This window comes from Bradyrhizobium sp. USDA 4501 (genome assembly GCF_054062115.1).
Map to the genome: position 1 here is coordinate 1,787,796 of NZ_JBSSEX010000001.1, position 14,835 is coordinate 1,802,630.

At 56.5% G+C, this 14,835-nt stretch carries 11 protein-coding genes; 1 reads left to right on the forward strand and 10 read right to left on the reverse strand.

Annotated features, from left to right (window positions below; translation table 11 throughout):
- Positions 1 to 233 precede the first annotated feature (233 nt).
- Positions 234 to 1,778, forward strand: a complete 1,545-nt coding sequence (locus tag ACVWZM_RS08270; RefSeq protein WP_456852505.1) for an acyl-CoA dehydrogenase family protein — start codon at positions 234 to 236, stop codon at positions 1,776 to 1,778.
- Positions 1,779 to 2,238: 460 nt separating this feature from the next.
- On the opposite strand, the gene ACVWZM_RS08275 is transcribed toward ACVWZM_RS08270, so the two are convergent.
- The 10 genes from ACVWZM_RS08275 to ACVWZM_RS08320 all read right to left on the reverse strand — a co-directional run bounded on the left by ACVWZM_RS08275 (position 2,239) and on the right by ACVWZM_RS08320 (position 12,705).
- Positions 2,239 to 2,949 (reverse strand): hypothetical protein, encoded by a 711-nt coding sequence (locus ACVWZM_RS08275; RefSeq protein ID WP_456852507.1) that lies wholly within the window; start codon positions 2,947 to 2,949, stop codon positions 2,239 to 2,241.
- Positions 2,946 to 4,166, reverse strand: coding sequence for an alanine racemase (gene alr, locus ACVWZM_RS08280; RefSeq protein ID WP_456852509.1), 1,221 nt, complete (start codon positions 4,164 to 4,166; stop codon positions 2,946 to 2,948). The genes ACVWZM_RS08275 and alr overlap by 4 nt, the downstream gene beginning before the upstream one ends.
- Complete coding sequence (locus ACVWZM_RS08285) at positions 4,132 to 5,220, reverse strand: NAD(P)/FAD-dependent oxidoreductase (protein WP_456852511.1); 1,089 nt, start codon at positions 5,218 to 5,220, stop codon at positions 4,132 to 4,134. Before ACVWZM_RS08285 ends, alr begins: the two co-directional genes overlap by 35 nt.
- Entirely contained in the window at positions 5,220 to 5,558 is a 339-nt protein-coding gene (locus tag ACVWZM_RS08290; RefSeq protein ID WP_456852513.1) for a cupin domain-containing protein, read from the reverse strand. Before ACVWZM_RS08290 ends, ACVWZM_RS08285 begins: the two co-directional genes overlap by 1 nt.
- Positions 5,559 to 5,611: 53 nt before the next feature.
- Positions 5,612 to 6,946, reverse strand: a complete 1,335-nt coding sequence (locus ACVWZM_RS08295) for a lysine N(6)-hydroxylase/L-ornithine N(5)-oxygenase family protein (protein WP_456852515.1) — start codon at positions 6,944 to 6,946, stop codon at positions 5,612 to 5,614.
- Positions 6,947 to 8,164, reverse strand: coding sequence for an MFS transporter (locus tag ACVWZM_RS08300; RefSeq protein WP_456852517.1), 1,218 nt, complete (start codon positions 8,162 to 8,164; stop codon positions 6,947 to 6,949).
- The gene (locus tag ACVWZM_RS08305; protein WP_456852519.1) at positions 8,161 to 9,765 is read right to left on the reverse strand and encodes a class I tRNA ligase family protein; all 1,605 of its coding nucleotides are present in this window, start codon (positions 9,763 to 9,765) and stop codon (positions 8,161 to 8,163) included. Before ACVWZM_RS08305 ends, ACVWZM_RS08300 begins: the two co-directional genes overlap by 4 nt.
- Positions 9,766 to 10,063: 298 nt before the next feature.
- Positions 10,064 to 10,189, reverse strand: coding sequence for a hypothetical protein (locus ACVWZM_RS08310; RefSeq protein WP_456852521.1), 126 nt, complete (start codon positions 10,187 to 10,189; stop codon positions 10,064 to 10,066).
- Positions 10,190 to 11,026: 837 nt separating this feature from the next.
- Complete coding sequence (locus ACVWZM_RS08315) at positions 11,027 to 11,863, reverse strand: YopT-type cysteine protease domain-containing protein (RefSeq protein WP_456852523.1); 837 nt, start codon at positions 11,861 to 11,863, stop codon at positions 11,027 to 11,029.
- Positions 11,864 to 12,369: 506 nt separating this feature from the next.
- The gene (locus tag ACVWZM_RS08320) at positions 12,370 to 12,705 is read right to left on the reverse strand and encodes a DUF7694 domain-containing protein (protein ID WP_456852525.1); all 336 of its coding nucleotides are present in this window, start codon (positions 12,703 to 12,705) and stop codon (positions 12,370 to 12,372) included.
- Positions 12,706 to 14,835: the final 2,130 nt, after the last annotated feature.

The following is a 14,835-nucleotide window of genomic DNA, read 5'->3' on the forward strand; positions in this document are numbered from 1 at the left end:
CGTTCGCTCATCGGGGAAGCGGACAACGCCGGGCGCCACGTTCTAATGCGGAGTAAAGGGGTCCTCAGAACCGACGATGCGCTCTGACCGGCAATTCCGCGGGCGTCCTGTTGCCTAGCGTCCCCCGCACAAATTCTGGGGCTCTGGCGAGCGAGCTATACCAATGTGTATTCCGGCGAGCCGCAGGGATAATTGGCATAAAGCGCAGGGGCAATCATTCTGGCTGCATGGCTATGTCCTCTCAAGTTTGCGCCCTTTTCGAGGAGGCGCCGGAACGCTCAGCCGGAGTTCGTGCTTCCAGCCTATACTCCACTCTGATCGATGACCTCAGTCAGTTAAATTTCGCAGACGCGGATGACCGTCGAGCATTCCCTCCGACCCTACATAGTATGCTGGCAAGGCATGGACTGTTCGGGCTCACCATACCGGCAGATCGCGGCGGATTGGCTCTTTCCCTCCAAAAGGCCATCGAGCTCATCTCTGCCACTGCATCTTTCGATGTCTCCGCTGCCTCTACCCTCGTCATCCATAACTTTCTGGCCTTGCCCTGCATCGAAGCGGCACCGCATCTCCCCAACCAAGAGCAGGTCATACGGGGTGCAACACGCGGCGATCTTTGCGCTTTCGCTTTGACGGAGCCTGGAGCAGGTTCTGCCCCGAGGCACATAGAAGCTTCGGCATTCATGCATGAAGATAAGGTTCGCATCTGCGGCCGTAAGATTTGGATTGGCCTCGCTGACTGGGCCCGGTGGATCGTTTGTTTTGCGCGAGCGTCTGGTCATGATGCCAAAGGTCGCCTCGTTGGTGTACTGGTTGATAGGCAGGCTCCCGGCCTTAAAGTCACGCACGAGCATCGCACCCTCGGTTTGCGTGGAATTATACAGAATACTCTCGAGTTCCAGGATGTCGAGGTGCCACGTGCTTACGTGCTTTCTCGCGACCAAGACGGTTGGGGCGCAGCGGCATCCAGCATGAACCGCGGCCGAATAGGCGTGGCTGCGATGGGCCTTGGCGCCCTTGAGCGCGCGATCCAGGTCGCGGCTTCATATGCAAATCATCGTCGCCTAGGTAAGCTGCGCATGATTGAGAACAGCTACATAGAGCAGCTGTTTGGGCAGATGGTACTTCGCCGCGAAGTCGTGAAGGCGATGCTTACGGCATCCTGCCGACTCGTCTCTGGGCAGGGATCTCCCAATAACCACCTTGCGTCGGCAACGAAGGTACTGTCGTCCGAATGGTGCGGCCTTGTCGCCGATCAATGCGTCCAACTGTTGGGTGGCCGAGGGTACGACGAGGGGACGCCCTTAGCTAAAATCTATCGTGACGCCCGTATTCTCCGCATCTTCGAAGGTCCGACGGAGACGCTTTTATCCCATCTTGGCCGTTGTCTTCTTTCCAGAGCCACACGCGACGAAATAGCCGATCTTTTTGTCTCTCTGGGTGCGGCGTCGGTCCATGCGGACGCCGTTGAGGAGCTCCGCGGCCTCGATGAGACAGATGGTGCCGTGCTAATCTATGCAGGTTGGCTCACCACATTGGGATTAGCAAAAGCTGTCATGACTGCTGGCACTTTCACTGCCTCGAACTGTGCCACAGCGGCGGCTGATCTGGTCAGCACCGAACTAGCTGCTGTGCGTTCTCGCGCGCCGACACGCCTAAGTGTCGAACGCCGCAGTCATGCCAGCCAGACGCTGGCCAATTTTCTTCAAGACGCGGCATGCTCCATCCGCTCCCCTGTTCTCACAGACGATTACCTTAAATTGGTACAATATGTCTAACGTCCAGCCACGAGCTGGAGCGAAGGCGAACTGCCACACAGGCATTGCGGATGCGCCGAGTCTCCTCGAGCATGACCTGACCTTGTCAGGGACAACAAGCCGCTGACCACGCAAAGCTGCCAGTTCATGATGGCGCATCGCGTCAGCCTTGAGATGCTCCATTCACCGCCCCGCCGGACGAAGGATCCACGATCGCGCGGCGCGGGACTTTCCGGCGAAAACGATCTGTGGCTCTTGCAGCATTTTCGCTCTGGACCGTTGCTTGCTCGCGGCGTCCGCATTTGAGACGACGTTGAACTACGCTTGCTAAGGCTCGGATCCGCGTAACAATCCCTACTTCACTGAATCGATGCTCAAAACCGACTTGCATTTCGTCTTTTCTGTTGATGCCCACGACGAAGCAAGCGCCGCTCCCCTCCTCCCCCTTCTGCATGTCTCGTAAGACGAACGCGAATAACCTTCACACCTGCTCGTTACTGAAATGAAGGAAATTACAGACGTCAAAGTACTTTGCCTCATTCAAGCGGAATCCAAATGCCGATATTCGGCTCGTCAGAACACGCGGATCGAAAGCAAACGCCTGGAAGCCGTTCGAGCAATCTAATCGGACGTAGTCATCTGTCCGCACGACAGCCTGAACGTTTATCCCGCACAGATCATAATATTCTAGCCGCGCCGCGGTCGCTGCCTCGCTCGTTGAAAAGAGCGACAAAGCGAGATCAAAGGGCGTCCGGCAGATTAGCGTGAGAAATTCGATTGGACGATCCATGGTGCCAAGAAAATTGAACGGCAAAATGCAAAGCACTCTTCCGTCATATCGCCGCATGATCTCATCGACCAGACGCCTTCTTTTGAAGAATCTGTTGGCCTCGCAGCGGACAATAGCCGCGTTGTCATCCTTTAACCTTCGCGCACGAGGTGGATTGATATCGACACCGAGGTAATCACTGTCATCGTTCTTGATGCCGACAAGGCGGTAGCAACTGCAACCTACCTCAATAATCAACCGGTATGTGGTCGAACGCAGGAGTTCAAGATAGAAGGCTCTCTCACGTTCATGGAACTGACGCACCCGAGCGGTGAAGTAGCCCGGACGCATGAGCCGCATACCTTCGTCGCCCAGATAGATCGCTCGATTCACTTGGCGAGATCGGAATGCAGAGGAGTTCATTGGCGCCTCATCTCATCCCGCTTGGCCGAAACATAAAGTCTGCGACATCGTTGTCCGATCGCCGTGGTTAATTCATCGCTCAGCATATTCGCGGCCGAAGCCACATCTGCGACGGTCTGCTCGGGGCAGATCAGGTCGACCGTTGTACCCGGCGCAGTCCAGCTCTCGGGCAGATCTGTCACATCGATACTGATGAGATCCATCGAAACGAAGCCGACGATTGGCGCGCGAGCACCACATATGAAGACATGACCTCGATTGCTGAGACTACGCGGAAACCCATCTGCATAACCGATAGAGGCGGTCGCGACACGCATCCGTCTCTTCACTGGGTATGACCTGTGGTATCCTATCGCTTCCCCGATCTTTACTCTGCGACTTTGAATGATTCGCGTTCGCAGGCGAACGACTTGCGACGGCCTGAAGTCGGGATCACCGGATACGGAAAGGCCGAGAATTCCTCCACCCGACCTTATGAGGTCGAAATGAAATTCACATCCGGCAAATAGCCCCGCGGAGTTCGACAGCGAAAGGATCGCTTTGGGAAACAGATAGGTGAGTTTGCGGAACTGATACAATTGTTGCCGACTGATTTCGTTGCGCCACTCCGCGCAGGCGAGTTGGCTCATGAACAGCACGACCGGCAACTCCGACAGCCCCCTTTCATTCTCGGCGGCTTTTTGCAGCTCATCGATGGGAAACCCCAGTCGAGACAAGCCCGTGTCGACATGGATACCTGCGGGCAACAACCGGTTGCGAAGGCGGCAATGCCCAAGCCATGCATCCAGCTGTTCCCTGCTGTTCAGGATCGGCAGCAAGTCATGGTGCTCGATAGCCGCCTCCGAACCGGGCATAACCCCATGAAGCAGGTAGATTTTCGCAGCTAAAGGCAGCACCTTGCGCAGGGCCACGCCTTCTTCCACATCGGCCACGAAGAAATGCCCGCAGCCAAGCCGCGCAAGAAACGGCGCTATGCGGAGCGCGCCAAGGCCGTAGGCGTCTGCCTTGAGAACTGCGCCGCAAGCGCTTTGGGGCGCCAGCATCCGAAACTTCCGGTAGTTAGATTCTATCGCGCCGAGATCAACAACCATGGTCGATCTCGATGTATTGGCATAACCGGCATCTGACAGATTATCAGAGAGATTGGAGTTGAGACCAATCACATCCGGCATATGCCGCCCCTCATGTCGCCGTACTGTCGTGCCGATCCGCAGCATATAGGGATCGTACCGCCTCTTCCGCACACGCCGGCCCAAAGCGAAACCCATTACCCGAACCACCGCCGATCACATGCAAACCTGCGATATCTTTCGCAGGACAGGAGAACGGGACACCATCCGCCGAATAGCCGTCGCAGAACACACGTGCTGATGCCACTGCTGGCACTTCGGCGGAAAACCACTTGGCCAGAATTGCGGTAGCACGCGCGAGATCATCCGAACTGAGCCGCAGTTCATCGGAGGCCGGATCCACATCCCATTCCTGCGAGGTAAAGCTAAACAGCCAGTAACCCTGCTCGATCATGGGAATGAGGAACGCGTAGTCATCGAATAGCCCGATCATTGGACAGTTCGGCGTGGGCCGTGCGGCCAAATGGAGCGCGACTACCTTCTTAACTCGCAATCCCGATTCGTCTGTTAGATGCCGGCGCAACGGTGACCCTGGTAACCAGGGCCCGATTGCAAGAATGGCCCGCTTCGTCGAGAGCTCGCTGTTATCAGAGGTCTGGAGAAGAATATTGCGTGGCCCCTTCCGTATTCTTGTAATTGATGTACGCTGGCTTATTGAAACACCTTCACTCTTGAGCCTTTGAGTCAGATCCTGAATGATGGAATCGACTTGACAGTACGAACCACGATCCAACAGGACGGCCACATCGCCGGGGACCAAAAACTGTGGCAGCGATAATAGCCTCTCGGCCAGAGCGAAGGATGTTGATGGGGTCGGGTGGCCCACGCTGCTCTGTCGCGCGAGTTCGCCGGGATTGCGCGTCAACCAAAACACATCACAGTCTCGTCCCTCGGGCCATTGTCCGTCAGGATAGATCCCGCGCCAGAATTTTGAACCACAATCGATGAGGCTCCTTTCCTTCTGGTTACGACAGATGTTGATCTGGATCCCAGGCGCAAACCCGCTGGTACCAGATCCAACGATATCTCTTTCGACGATGACTATTCTTTTTTCCGGGCCATCGCTCGCTGCGATGAAGGCAGCACTGAGGCCCATAATGCCGGCCCCGATGACTGCGAGGTCATAGATCTTGTCAGTCATTAAGTTTGTTTCCAGGAGATGGAGAAGGCGCTCAGAACTTCGCTGCCACTATTCCGCAAGTGATGGGTCTGATTTGGCCGCAGAAACACCAGATCGCCGGCCTTCACGGCCAACTCACCATCGTCGGTCACTACCTGACCGCGCCCGCTCGTGATCCGCCAGATCTCGGTCGAAGGATGGGAATGAGGCGTCGACACCGCGAGTGGATCGAGGCGGAATTCGATAAATTCAACCGGAACGGTGATCTCCGGATCATCTATGCCTTTGACGTCCTGTACCAGTACGCCGGGGCTATAGACCGTTACGTCCCCTAAAATCATCAGCTGAGCATTCTTCACGGTGTATCTCCAATCGTGCAGCGGGATCGCGACACGTTGCCCATTGCCGATCCTCAGCGGGCGCTCTCAGGCACCGCACCATGCCACTTGAGAGCTCCTGTTGCAGGCCCGCAATCGTAAGCTACCCGACCAATGATCGAATTGAGCACCGTTGAGGCGCGCCAAGGAACCAAACTCAGATTTGTGTCGGCGATGCCATGTTGAAATCGTGCGCCATTCTGGACGTATAAGCGGCAGCTTTCGGGGCCATCAAACCGGGCCCGGAACTCCTTGCCGACCACGATCTCCCGAGAGCCACCAGGCGCACTCACAATCGAAAGCCGGTTTGCGACCGGCTCCAGAAAGGGAGGGATCTCGGTACGGTAGCCCGTGGCCAGCACGATAATGTCAGCGACATGTTCTGCGCGGACGCCGGTGGCCTGCTGACGCACTCCCAGGCGAAATGGAGATGTGGCACGCAGCTCCTCAGCCATGGTGTCGACGCGTATTTCGACCTGAGCGGGATACGAACCTCGACCAACCTCGCGATCGTAAAGTGCGTTGTAGATCGCGCGTAGTGTCGATGGGTTGACGCCATCGCTCGCCAAAACCTGCCGTGCAAGGGTTTGCTTTCTGGCGGCGTCGCTTTGCTCAAGGAACCATGCGCCAAACTGTGGAAAGAACCACTCATTGACGAAGGGGCTATCTTCGAGGGCAAATATGCTTGCGCGGCGCGTGACCCAGACCAAGGCTCCCAGCGCGCCGCATGCACCGGTTAGCAGATGAAGAAATATTTCTGCTCCGCTTTGTCCTCCACCGACCACAACAACACGCTTGTTGGGAAACTCGCGGCGTCGCAGGAGAAAGGTACTCGCGTGAAACACCTGATTCTCCGGTGCATTTCTGCTCCAGTCAGGAACAGAGGGCACCCGGCCTACGCCGACCACTGCCGTACGGGTCTGATAATCGCGGCGGTTGGTAGCGATACTGAACGCATCACCGCGTAGTTCGACTGCAATAACCTGTTCGCCGAATTGAACGTTCGCTAGCTTTTCTGCTGCCCATTTCAAATAATCTTCAAATTCGCTCCGGCCAACCGAAGCGATTCCTCGAACAATGGCTTGATAAAGCCGTCTTTTCTCGTGCAGGTAGGCGAGAAAGCTATATGCACTGGTCGGATCTGCTGGCGTTACCAGGTCCTTTAAGGGGCTGGTTTGCATAAGAGCCCCGTCTAGAAGCAACCCTGGATGCCAACTCGGCGCCTCCGATCTTTCCAGGATGTGTAAGGAAATTTCCGGAATCGGGGCCGCGAGCGCTGCCAGGCTCAGATTCGCCGGGCCTGCGCCGATTGCCGTTACCTGATGGCCGCCGCCCTGCTTCGGCATCACACTGTCCGCGAGACGAGCCATTTAGCGCTCCCGGCCGGTTGAAAACACTTGAATTGCGAGAACGATGCCATTGCTACCGACAAGCATCATCATGCTGATCAGCAGATCATCGAAGCTGTGGGCACTCACGATCTGCCCGGCGATATATGGAAATCCGAATAGACCAACGAAGTAGGAAAGCGTGAAGACCTGAGAAGCAACCGCCAATGATGTCCCGTCTGTACCTGCAATGAAGACGACCATACCGTTCAGAGCCGAATAGCTAAGTCCGTATCCAAGGGCGAATATCGCTGTACCGAGGATGTAGATCTCCGCACTCCTTGCATTGATCAAAAGCAAGAATAGTCCCGCCATGGTGCACACGACGAGAAACGCAGCGACCCACTCAAGCCGGACCTTTCCGATGACGGGCGCCGCCGCGAAGCGCAAGAAAACAGCCGTCAACGTGAAGACTATAAAGAATGTATCGGCGGATTGCCCCCGCGATGAAGCGTAAAGCGTCTGGAACGTGGACAGACCGGAAAACACGCATGCGCCGATGCCGATCATGACGATCGGATAACGCGTATTCGACTTGAAGGCCTCTCGCACGCCCTCAAACGTGAGTCGAACAGTCGCCATTTTGATCTGAGGAGCCTGCGCCAGTGCCCTGCCGGCCAACTCCAGCAGCATGGCGCCAACGAGACATGCAGCCGCGAATAGAGAGTAGACTGCGATATAGGATCCGAAAATCTCCACGACGGTGCGCGCCAGGGGAACAGCAAGTCCGATCCCCAGCATCTGGGATCCGGAAAGCAAGGTGAGATACTTGACACGAGCCGCAGGCCGCACGCGTTCCAGTATTTGAAGCGGCGCCAGCATATAGAAGATTGACCATCCAATGCCGAGCGAGAGCCCGCCGAGATAAGCGAGGAACATAGAAGCCGGCGCCGCTGCAAAACAGATCATTGCAATTGCCATCACCGCGGCAGCAAGGGTGATCGTTCGCATCACCCCAAATAGATCGGCGATCCAGCCAGCTACAAGCGAACATAGTATTGTCGCGATTGTACCGGTCGAAATAACTGTTCCTGCTATGGATGCGCTCTGTGGAGCCGACCGCAGAGCATCCACGAGAAAGAAGCTCGACCCATACGACGCGGCCACGTTGATGCTACCAAGCATGAATGGAATCGAGACCTCGAGCGGCACTTCATCGGGCAACTTCTCGGCGGCGATAATGTTCGCTGCAGCGCTCATTGTGCAACTTTTCCCGGAAGGCATCGGTCAATGTCTGCGGCTGTCAAGCTGCGCCCATCGATTCTTGGTACGCTTCCGCTTCGTTCGGATGAGGGTCTCGCCGCGCAGGCTGCGAGGGGATGTCCTTCATGACCGAGCCAGTGCCACAGAGCTTCTGTTATCCTGGGCATCAGCGGCCAACCCAGTATGCTGAAGCCCATCAGCCATGTGTAAGCGATCTGATGGTTCGGATTGGAATCAAGACAATCGAGCCATTCGGTTACCGATCTGGACGCGTGCGATACGCGCAGATGATCTAGCGAGAGAGCGGAGCACTGTTGGTCGTACAGCCGGTCCAGCGTGATCATCATTGCATCATCTACGTGACACGCGGCGAAGGCCGGCATCGCGTTGATGATGTCCGTGCAACGGTTGATGACCCCAGCGCTCTTGTCGAGAATTGCATTATAGCGATTAATCAGTTGTTTTGGGATCAGATCGGTTTCCGCTTCTTCGGGGCAGATTTCCGACAGACATGCTCTGAGAATATCGATAGATATATCCGGCACTTGAGCTATTTCACCCGCCCAAATCACGTGGCCGCGGCTGGTGGAGAACTTCGATCCGTTCAACCGAAGGAAACGATTAAAGAAAATTCGGTCAAATTGACGAAATGACTCTTGGCCCAATGCGCATCCGGTAACTCCCACGAGCATCGGAATTGTATTGTCGATGCCGGTCGCGCCGATCAGGAAAGTATCGGAATTGCGCGCAAAGGCACTTGGCGTGCCGGATGTCTCCACATCTTTATGCCCGCAATAGAGGGAATGAGCATAGAGCAACGAGGAGTAGCTAAACAGGATCTGACGTGTGTTGAACTGCTGCGAATTCCAGGACAATCCATGCAGGCCAGGAACGGTCAACCGCATTTGCTGCCCTTTGCGTGCGATATACCGCTTCCCTATCTCCACAAAGCCAGGTTCGATAGCCGCATCGTCCCACGCCCGGACGAGTTGGTCTTTTCGTGCAATTGAGAGAAAGGCAGAAATGTTATCTGTCCATTCTACAATCCGTCCCCGCCTCGACACCGGATTTCGTGCTTCATCTGGCTCGAAATGATGTCCACACTGTTCGCAGAAGAAGCTCCCTGCGGACGCATCGCATACGGGGCAGGTTGCACCAAACCAGCCTCCAATGCAGAAACGCTCTTCCGTTGGCGTCAGAGCAGAACCAGCATCGTCGACGGGTAGCCGCGCTGCGCGAAATTCCAGCGATCCTGCTGCAGATAACGCATCCATGAGCACGTTGCTGACATTGGAAAACCGCTGAAGATTTCTACCGTGGGCTGGATCATCGAAATGGTCGAAAACGATCCCTAGTGAGGCGAGATCATCAGCAATCCCGACGTGGAAGCCATGAGCCAAGTCCGACGGGTCGATGTTCTCGCGGGCTGCTCGGACTAGAACATGGTTCTCGAAACCGTCGGTCGTCAGACCGGAGCGAACATGATGGCCTGCCCTCTTCAGGTGCCTTTGTAGAACGTCTATTCTGAGAAATGGGCCGGCAGCGTGGCCAAGATGTGCCCTGCCATTAGCCGTCAAGTTGACGGGCGAGATATACACGTCGGCGGGATTCGTATTCGTTACGCTTAGCGGTGTGATGATTGGGCTTCTTCTCATATCTGCACAAATGACATCCAGGAACAGATCCTGAAAACACCCGAATAGACATCCGGATAATTCGCCACGACAACGGGAATACGCGCGCGGCTTGATAGGTTACGGCTCCCATCGGGTTGCGGATCCAGGGCGTTCAAAGCGTGTCACACATTGTTTGAATACCTCTAGACCCTCTCCTAGCTGGACACGTCACGGGTCGGTTCATCTCAGCTCGCAACCTGGCCACCCTCTCCACCTCTGCTTAGTCAATCTCACGGGTCGCCTCTGGAGCGATCAAGATGACGCCGTGAAGAAGCAAGCGGCGCGCCAATTCAAAATCGTTGATTTTGCCCATGCCGCTGCCTGCATTTAGGTCGGCTACCAACATTTGGTCATGAATCTGACAGGCGGCTCGGCAGGGCCGGTAAGAGTCCGCCACAGGCTCTTTCCCATTACTCCCTCACGAGCAACAGGACCTGTGGAATGGGCAAGCGATCCCGGCCTGGGCGGCTTCGAGCTCACGATCTACACCGGGCGACCATTCTGGCCATTGCAAGGTTTCAGATGATGCCGCCCAAGCGGACGACCGCGCAGCGATCAAATCGGCCCGCGCGAAAGGGATGCATGCGCTCTCACTGGACGAGATCCGATAGCTTACTGCGAAACACGGACCTTACCGACCAGCCGATTGCGTTTCGGAGCAGGTCGTTTCCGCGCGTCGCTGAGAACTGGCCGGCGAACGTGCCGACCTCCGCAGGTCGGCAAGGCCATTGAAGCCGACACCAGGAGCTTAACCCTGTTTTTGGAAGGTTGAGACGGCTTCAATCCTGCGCCTCAAGGAGTCGAGTGGTCGCCCCAACTCAACCGAGACCATTCAACAGACACCGTTATTGCGCTTTCCCGCGGCGCGCAATCCTGGCGTAGGGCGACTCAGCCTCCTTAAGTTTGAGGCAGGCGTCCTCTGTCGTGCGTGAGCTGTCGGTCTCTTCCAAGCAAGCAAGGCAATCTCGCGAACGTACAGCACCTCATGCGCAACCATCGTGAATCTCGGCGCCAAGCTGCGACACCTTCAGGGCACTGCCGGGACGTGGGCAGCAAATTCGATCTTCGATGGCTTCGGTGTTGGCACCTCAAACCAATGCGGCTTCCGATCGCGATCGTTGCCGTCATGCAAAACAATTCGGGCGAGGACGTCGGAGCGGCCTCCGGAGCCCTGATATGCCACTCACGTCATTCTTTGCGTGACGACCGTGGATATTCGAAGCCTGTTCGGGGGATTCCTGTATCGGTCGCCGAGACTTTTAAACAACTCGCCCATCTGGTCTGACCGAACAGTAAATTCTCCATAATTTGGATCAAACAGGGTCGTCATTCCATTCGATGTCGAGGTCGCAATTGTATGCGCGTTACGCGGTTTAAAACGCAGGCTGATCAGATAGACCGATGGATCGTGGGTAACTTCACGCACTATCCGGGCAATTCCGGAGGACGTTCCAAACTCATATCGAGTCTGAGCGTTCGCAGGATCTAATCCCGCCTCCCGCAACATAGCGGTTTTTGCCTGAAGGTTGGTAGAATTCCCCGCCCTGTCACTTCGCAACAACGCCTTGAGATCTTCATACCGTTGCTGCCGCACTGCCGCCGAGGCATGATTTTCAGCGCCCGGTACCAGCGCGCTCATTCGAGACGATGGACTACTGGCGAGATTGAGGAGCCACTCAGCTGCCAAGCCCACGCAGATGCCATTGACATTGGCGCCAGATAATTCGGCAGTTCTGTATCGGAACAAAGGCTGGCTCGGCTCCGCCGGAGAAGCTGAACTTGAACCGGAAGACAGAGAAGAGGTGGTGAGGTCCGATGAGACCGGGGTGTGAACGTTCGCATCCGAGGTATACGGCCTGCTGCAGCAGAGCCCCATTTTATCCGACAGCTCTTCGGGAGGCAGGCTCTCTTCCTGCGCGAGAGCCGTAAGCACTTGCTCGAAGTTGCTGTTATCCGTCGACTGACTCAGTTCGTCAGCTTGATCGGCGCGCGTGGCTTGATCAATTACCGGATTGAACATGGCGGTCCCGTGCCTCTAGCGCATGCTTGCCTGGACCGAGTGGGGCTGGGCGAGCTCTACCTGCGAATGGTATTGCGGCAAGCTGACGACGAGCTGACGAGCAAGAACGGGTTGGAGAAGCCGCCGCATGGCGTCTCTTGGATGGCCACCTTTTCCGCTTACCTAATCTCGGCCGAAATGCCGGCGCCCTGATCGACGACTTCAAGGATACGGAGCGGTCGGGCACAGTCGTCGGAGGACGCAATTTTATCCCGAGCTCGGGTTTGGCGCGGCTCTCCACGCAGATTTGACGCGGCGATGGCCCGATTCTGACGCTGTCGTTCCCTCAATTCGCCAGCACGGGACTCGCCGGGCCGGTGCGTTATCATCGCCTCCTGCTTCGCTGGGCTGGCAAGCCCGCGACGTTAGGCAAACGGAACAGCCGACACCTTCCGTTGCGGTGTGGGGCTGACAACATCGCCGAACCACTTCTTTTCATCTGCCACGCGGACAATCCTTAGCCTACCTCATAATGCGGTCGCACTCATGCGGGCAAACCACATTGCCGCCTCCGATGGGCCGAGCCCAACGACGCCTACAAAGCCCGATGGCGGCATTGGGATGTCCCGATGAGTTGGCCTCCACAGATGCAGGCAATACCGACTGTTATTTACATATTGCGAGTGTGGGGGATGCAGCTGCATCACGCATTCCTCTTCATCCCAGAACAGGTCTTTGACGAAGCACATCTCTTCCCAATTCGGACAACGTCGCGGTGTTGAGACAGCGACATGCTCCCAGCCAGGACGAATTAATCCGCTGATCCTCAGTTCACAGCCGCAAGGTCCCTGTACAATGAACATGCCGCAAGGACCTGATCCTGGAAGGCTGGCAAACTGGCCATACTGTACGCGACCGGCCTCCAGCCTCTCTATTATTTGCGTCCGCACGTTTCCTCCTTTGCCTCGTGGACCGCCTTGAAGTCGATGTAGATGACGTTGTTGTTTTGCAACTCACAACTTGGCGCATGTTCCGTCCTCTTTGGGACGGCGCTCCAATACCATTCTTCAGCGAACCACCTGCTGAGAAAGCCGCAGATGTCCATCACTTGTTCTCCTGTCTTTTTGGACGCTGACGCCCTGCCCAGGCGCTTGCCAGTCCTTGCGGGGCCTTTATTGCCCGAATGCAAACCGTGCAAGATCCACTCGATAATGACCCGGCGCATAGGTTGAGAATTGCCACTCTGGGAGGCTCGGCGGCTATGGGAGCCGACATCTCGATTACCGCACGAGGCCCATGCGGAGCGCCTTGCTCATTGACTGCAGTGTACACCGCCGAACAACGTGCGCGTCAGCATACGATGTAGCGTTTAGCTTTAGCAGTTAACGCACAATGTTTCGTTGCGTGCGCCGCGTCGAGGTCTCGCGGAGATGCGCTTGATCCTACAGAGGCGTCGAGGGCCACCACCTCATCGCCGCCGGATCGACCACCATGCTTGGTATGCACTCCGACATGGCCTGACATCTACATTCCATTATCGCTCGCAATACCACAGCATATTTCGCCTATCCTCGTTCAATGCTTCGCGAGCGCGATTATTGCTGCCTCACCACCTGTCCTACGATCATTCGCTGCTTTCTGCTCGCCGGCTCTGAAACAGTGCCAATGCGTCATCTATGTGACCGTAATTGATTCGTGCGGTAGCAAAATCGAAATGGGCTCGCGTCACGCCGTGACGGTTAAGCATACATTGTCCCCATACCGATAACATCCATGGGTTGATGCGATCTCGTAAGCTAGTGGTCAGAGAAGCTGATTAGTCTATCTATCTTGAGGCACTGCAATCGCGCTGCCGCCGGCTGCCCCTTGCCGCGTCCCTACAATGCAACCCCCACCCCCTATTTGTCGAATGTCGCTAGCGAGCTCTTTCCTTCTTTCGATGCCGATGTCGCCTTCCGGACACCAAGGTGGCAACTCCGACCAAGGGCAGCGAGCTCGCGTAGCTTCCTTCGCATCAAGGCTGCGCCGGCACCTGTCTGCTCGTGGCATGCTGATTGCTGCAGTTGAGTCCAGGCTGAGTCCAGGCGCCACTTATCTGGCTATTTGTTTAGCTCTGAGCGATGCGCTGCCCAGCGCCCCTCAGCTTTGGTAACACCATCTCTAACCGCCCATTGCATGAGAACGCCATCACCTGGATGCGGGTGGCGCTGCAAACAAGACTCCGACAACCCGAACCATGAAGGAAGACTGCGAACTTATGAACGATACGATGCATCCGGAAACCAACCGTTCCCCGCGGACCAGTGCGGCACGTGGTCAATGACTCACTGGCGCGCACCGAAGGACCCCACTGTCAGGCATTATGGTGCCGATTGCCGTTGTTCGCAGGCGCAACGGCGATGGAACCTATGGCCGCTGGCCGCACTCCTCTTGGGTGCGCTGCTCTGGGCCAGCATTTACTGGATCGTCGCAGCGGTCTTATGAGCCAAAGAAGCAAGCAGAACCGAAAAATCGCAAGGAAAGCTGCGTCGGGTGGCACGCCCACGCACCTCCCGACCTCGGCGGTCCGATTGCAGGGCAGGAATATGCCCGCCGTCAGTGGGAAGCGGACACTTCTTTCACGAGCCAGCCTTGTCTTTCACGAGCCAGCCTTGCGCCCCGGCTTGGCTAGCGGGATATGAATTCGCAACTGAGGCAAGAAGACGCACCCGGCATACCATGCCGAACCAGCTTCGAGGCCACTCAATGTGCCTCGAAGCCAAAAGGCCGATCGTGGACCAAAGCGCCATATTCAGCGCTACTTGCTTGGATGCGCCGATTGCCGAGTGACATTTGCTCCGCGATTGGCGCTGCGGCCGTCCAGCTTTGGCGCAGCTTCTCGATGCCCAGCAAAGCCCTAGAGCTCTCGCTCTGGCCATGTTTCGTCCTCCCTTCTACGCGTCTGCCACTCTTGGGCACGCCGAGCCAGCTTATCGTACTCGATCGCAACGTTA

Coding starts and splice junctions, on each gene's coding strand:
- ACVWZM_RS08285 (WP_456852511.1), bottom strand. CDS start 5,220: ATGACTGACAAGATCTATGACCTCGCAGTCATCGGGGCCGGCATTATG.
- alr (WP_456852509.1), bottom strand. CDS start 4,166: ATGCTGCGGATCGGCACGACAGTACGGCGACATGAGGGGCGGCATATG.
- ACVWZM_RS08295 (WP_456852515.1), bottom strand. CDS start 6,946: ATGGCTCGTCTCGCGGACAGTGTGATGCCGAAGCAGGGCGGCGGCCAT.
- ACVWZM_RS08270 (WP_456852505.1), top strand. CDS start 234: ATGTCCTCTCAAGTTTGCGCCCTTTTCGAGGAGGCGCCGGAACGCTCA.
- ACVWZM_RS08300 (WP_456852517.1), bottom strand. CDS start 8,164: ATGAGCGCTGCAGCGAACATTATCGCCGCCGAGAAGTTGCCCGATGAA.
- ACVWZM_RS08275 (WP_456852507.1), bottom strand. CDS start 2,949: ATGAACTCCTCTGCATTCCGATCTCGCCAAGTGAATCGAGCGATCTAT.
- ACVWZM_RS08320 (WP_456852525.1), bottom strand. CDS start 12,705: ATGTTCATTGTACAGGGACCTTGCGGCTGTGAACTGAGGATCAGCGGA.
- ACVWZM_RS08315 (WP_456852523.1), bottom strand. CDS start 11,863: ATGTTCAATCCGGTAATTGATCAAGCCACGCGCGCCGATCAAGCTGAC.
- ACVWZM_RS08310 (WP_456852521.1), bottom strand. CDS start 10,189: ATGTTGGTAGCCGACCTAAATGCAGGCAGCGGCATGGGCAAAATCAAC.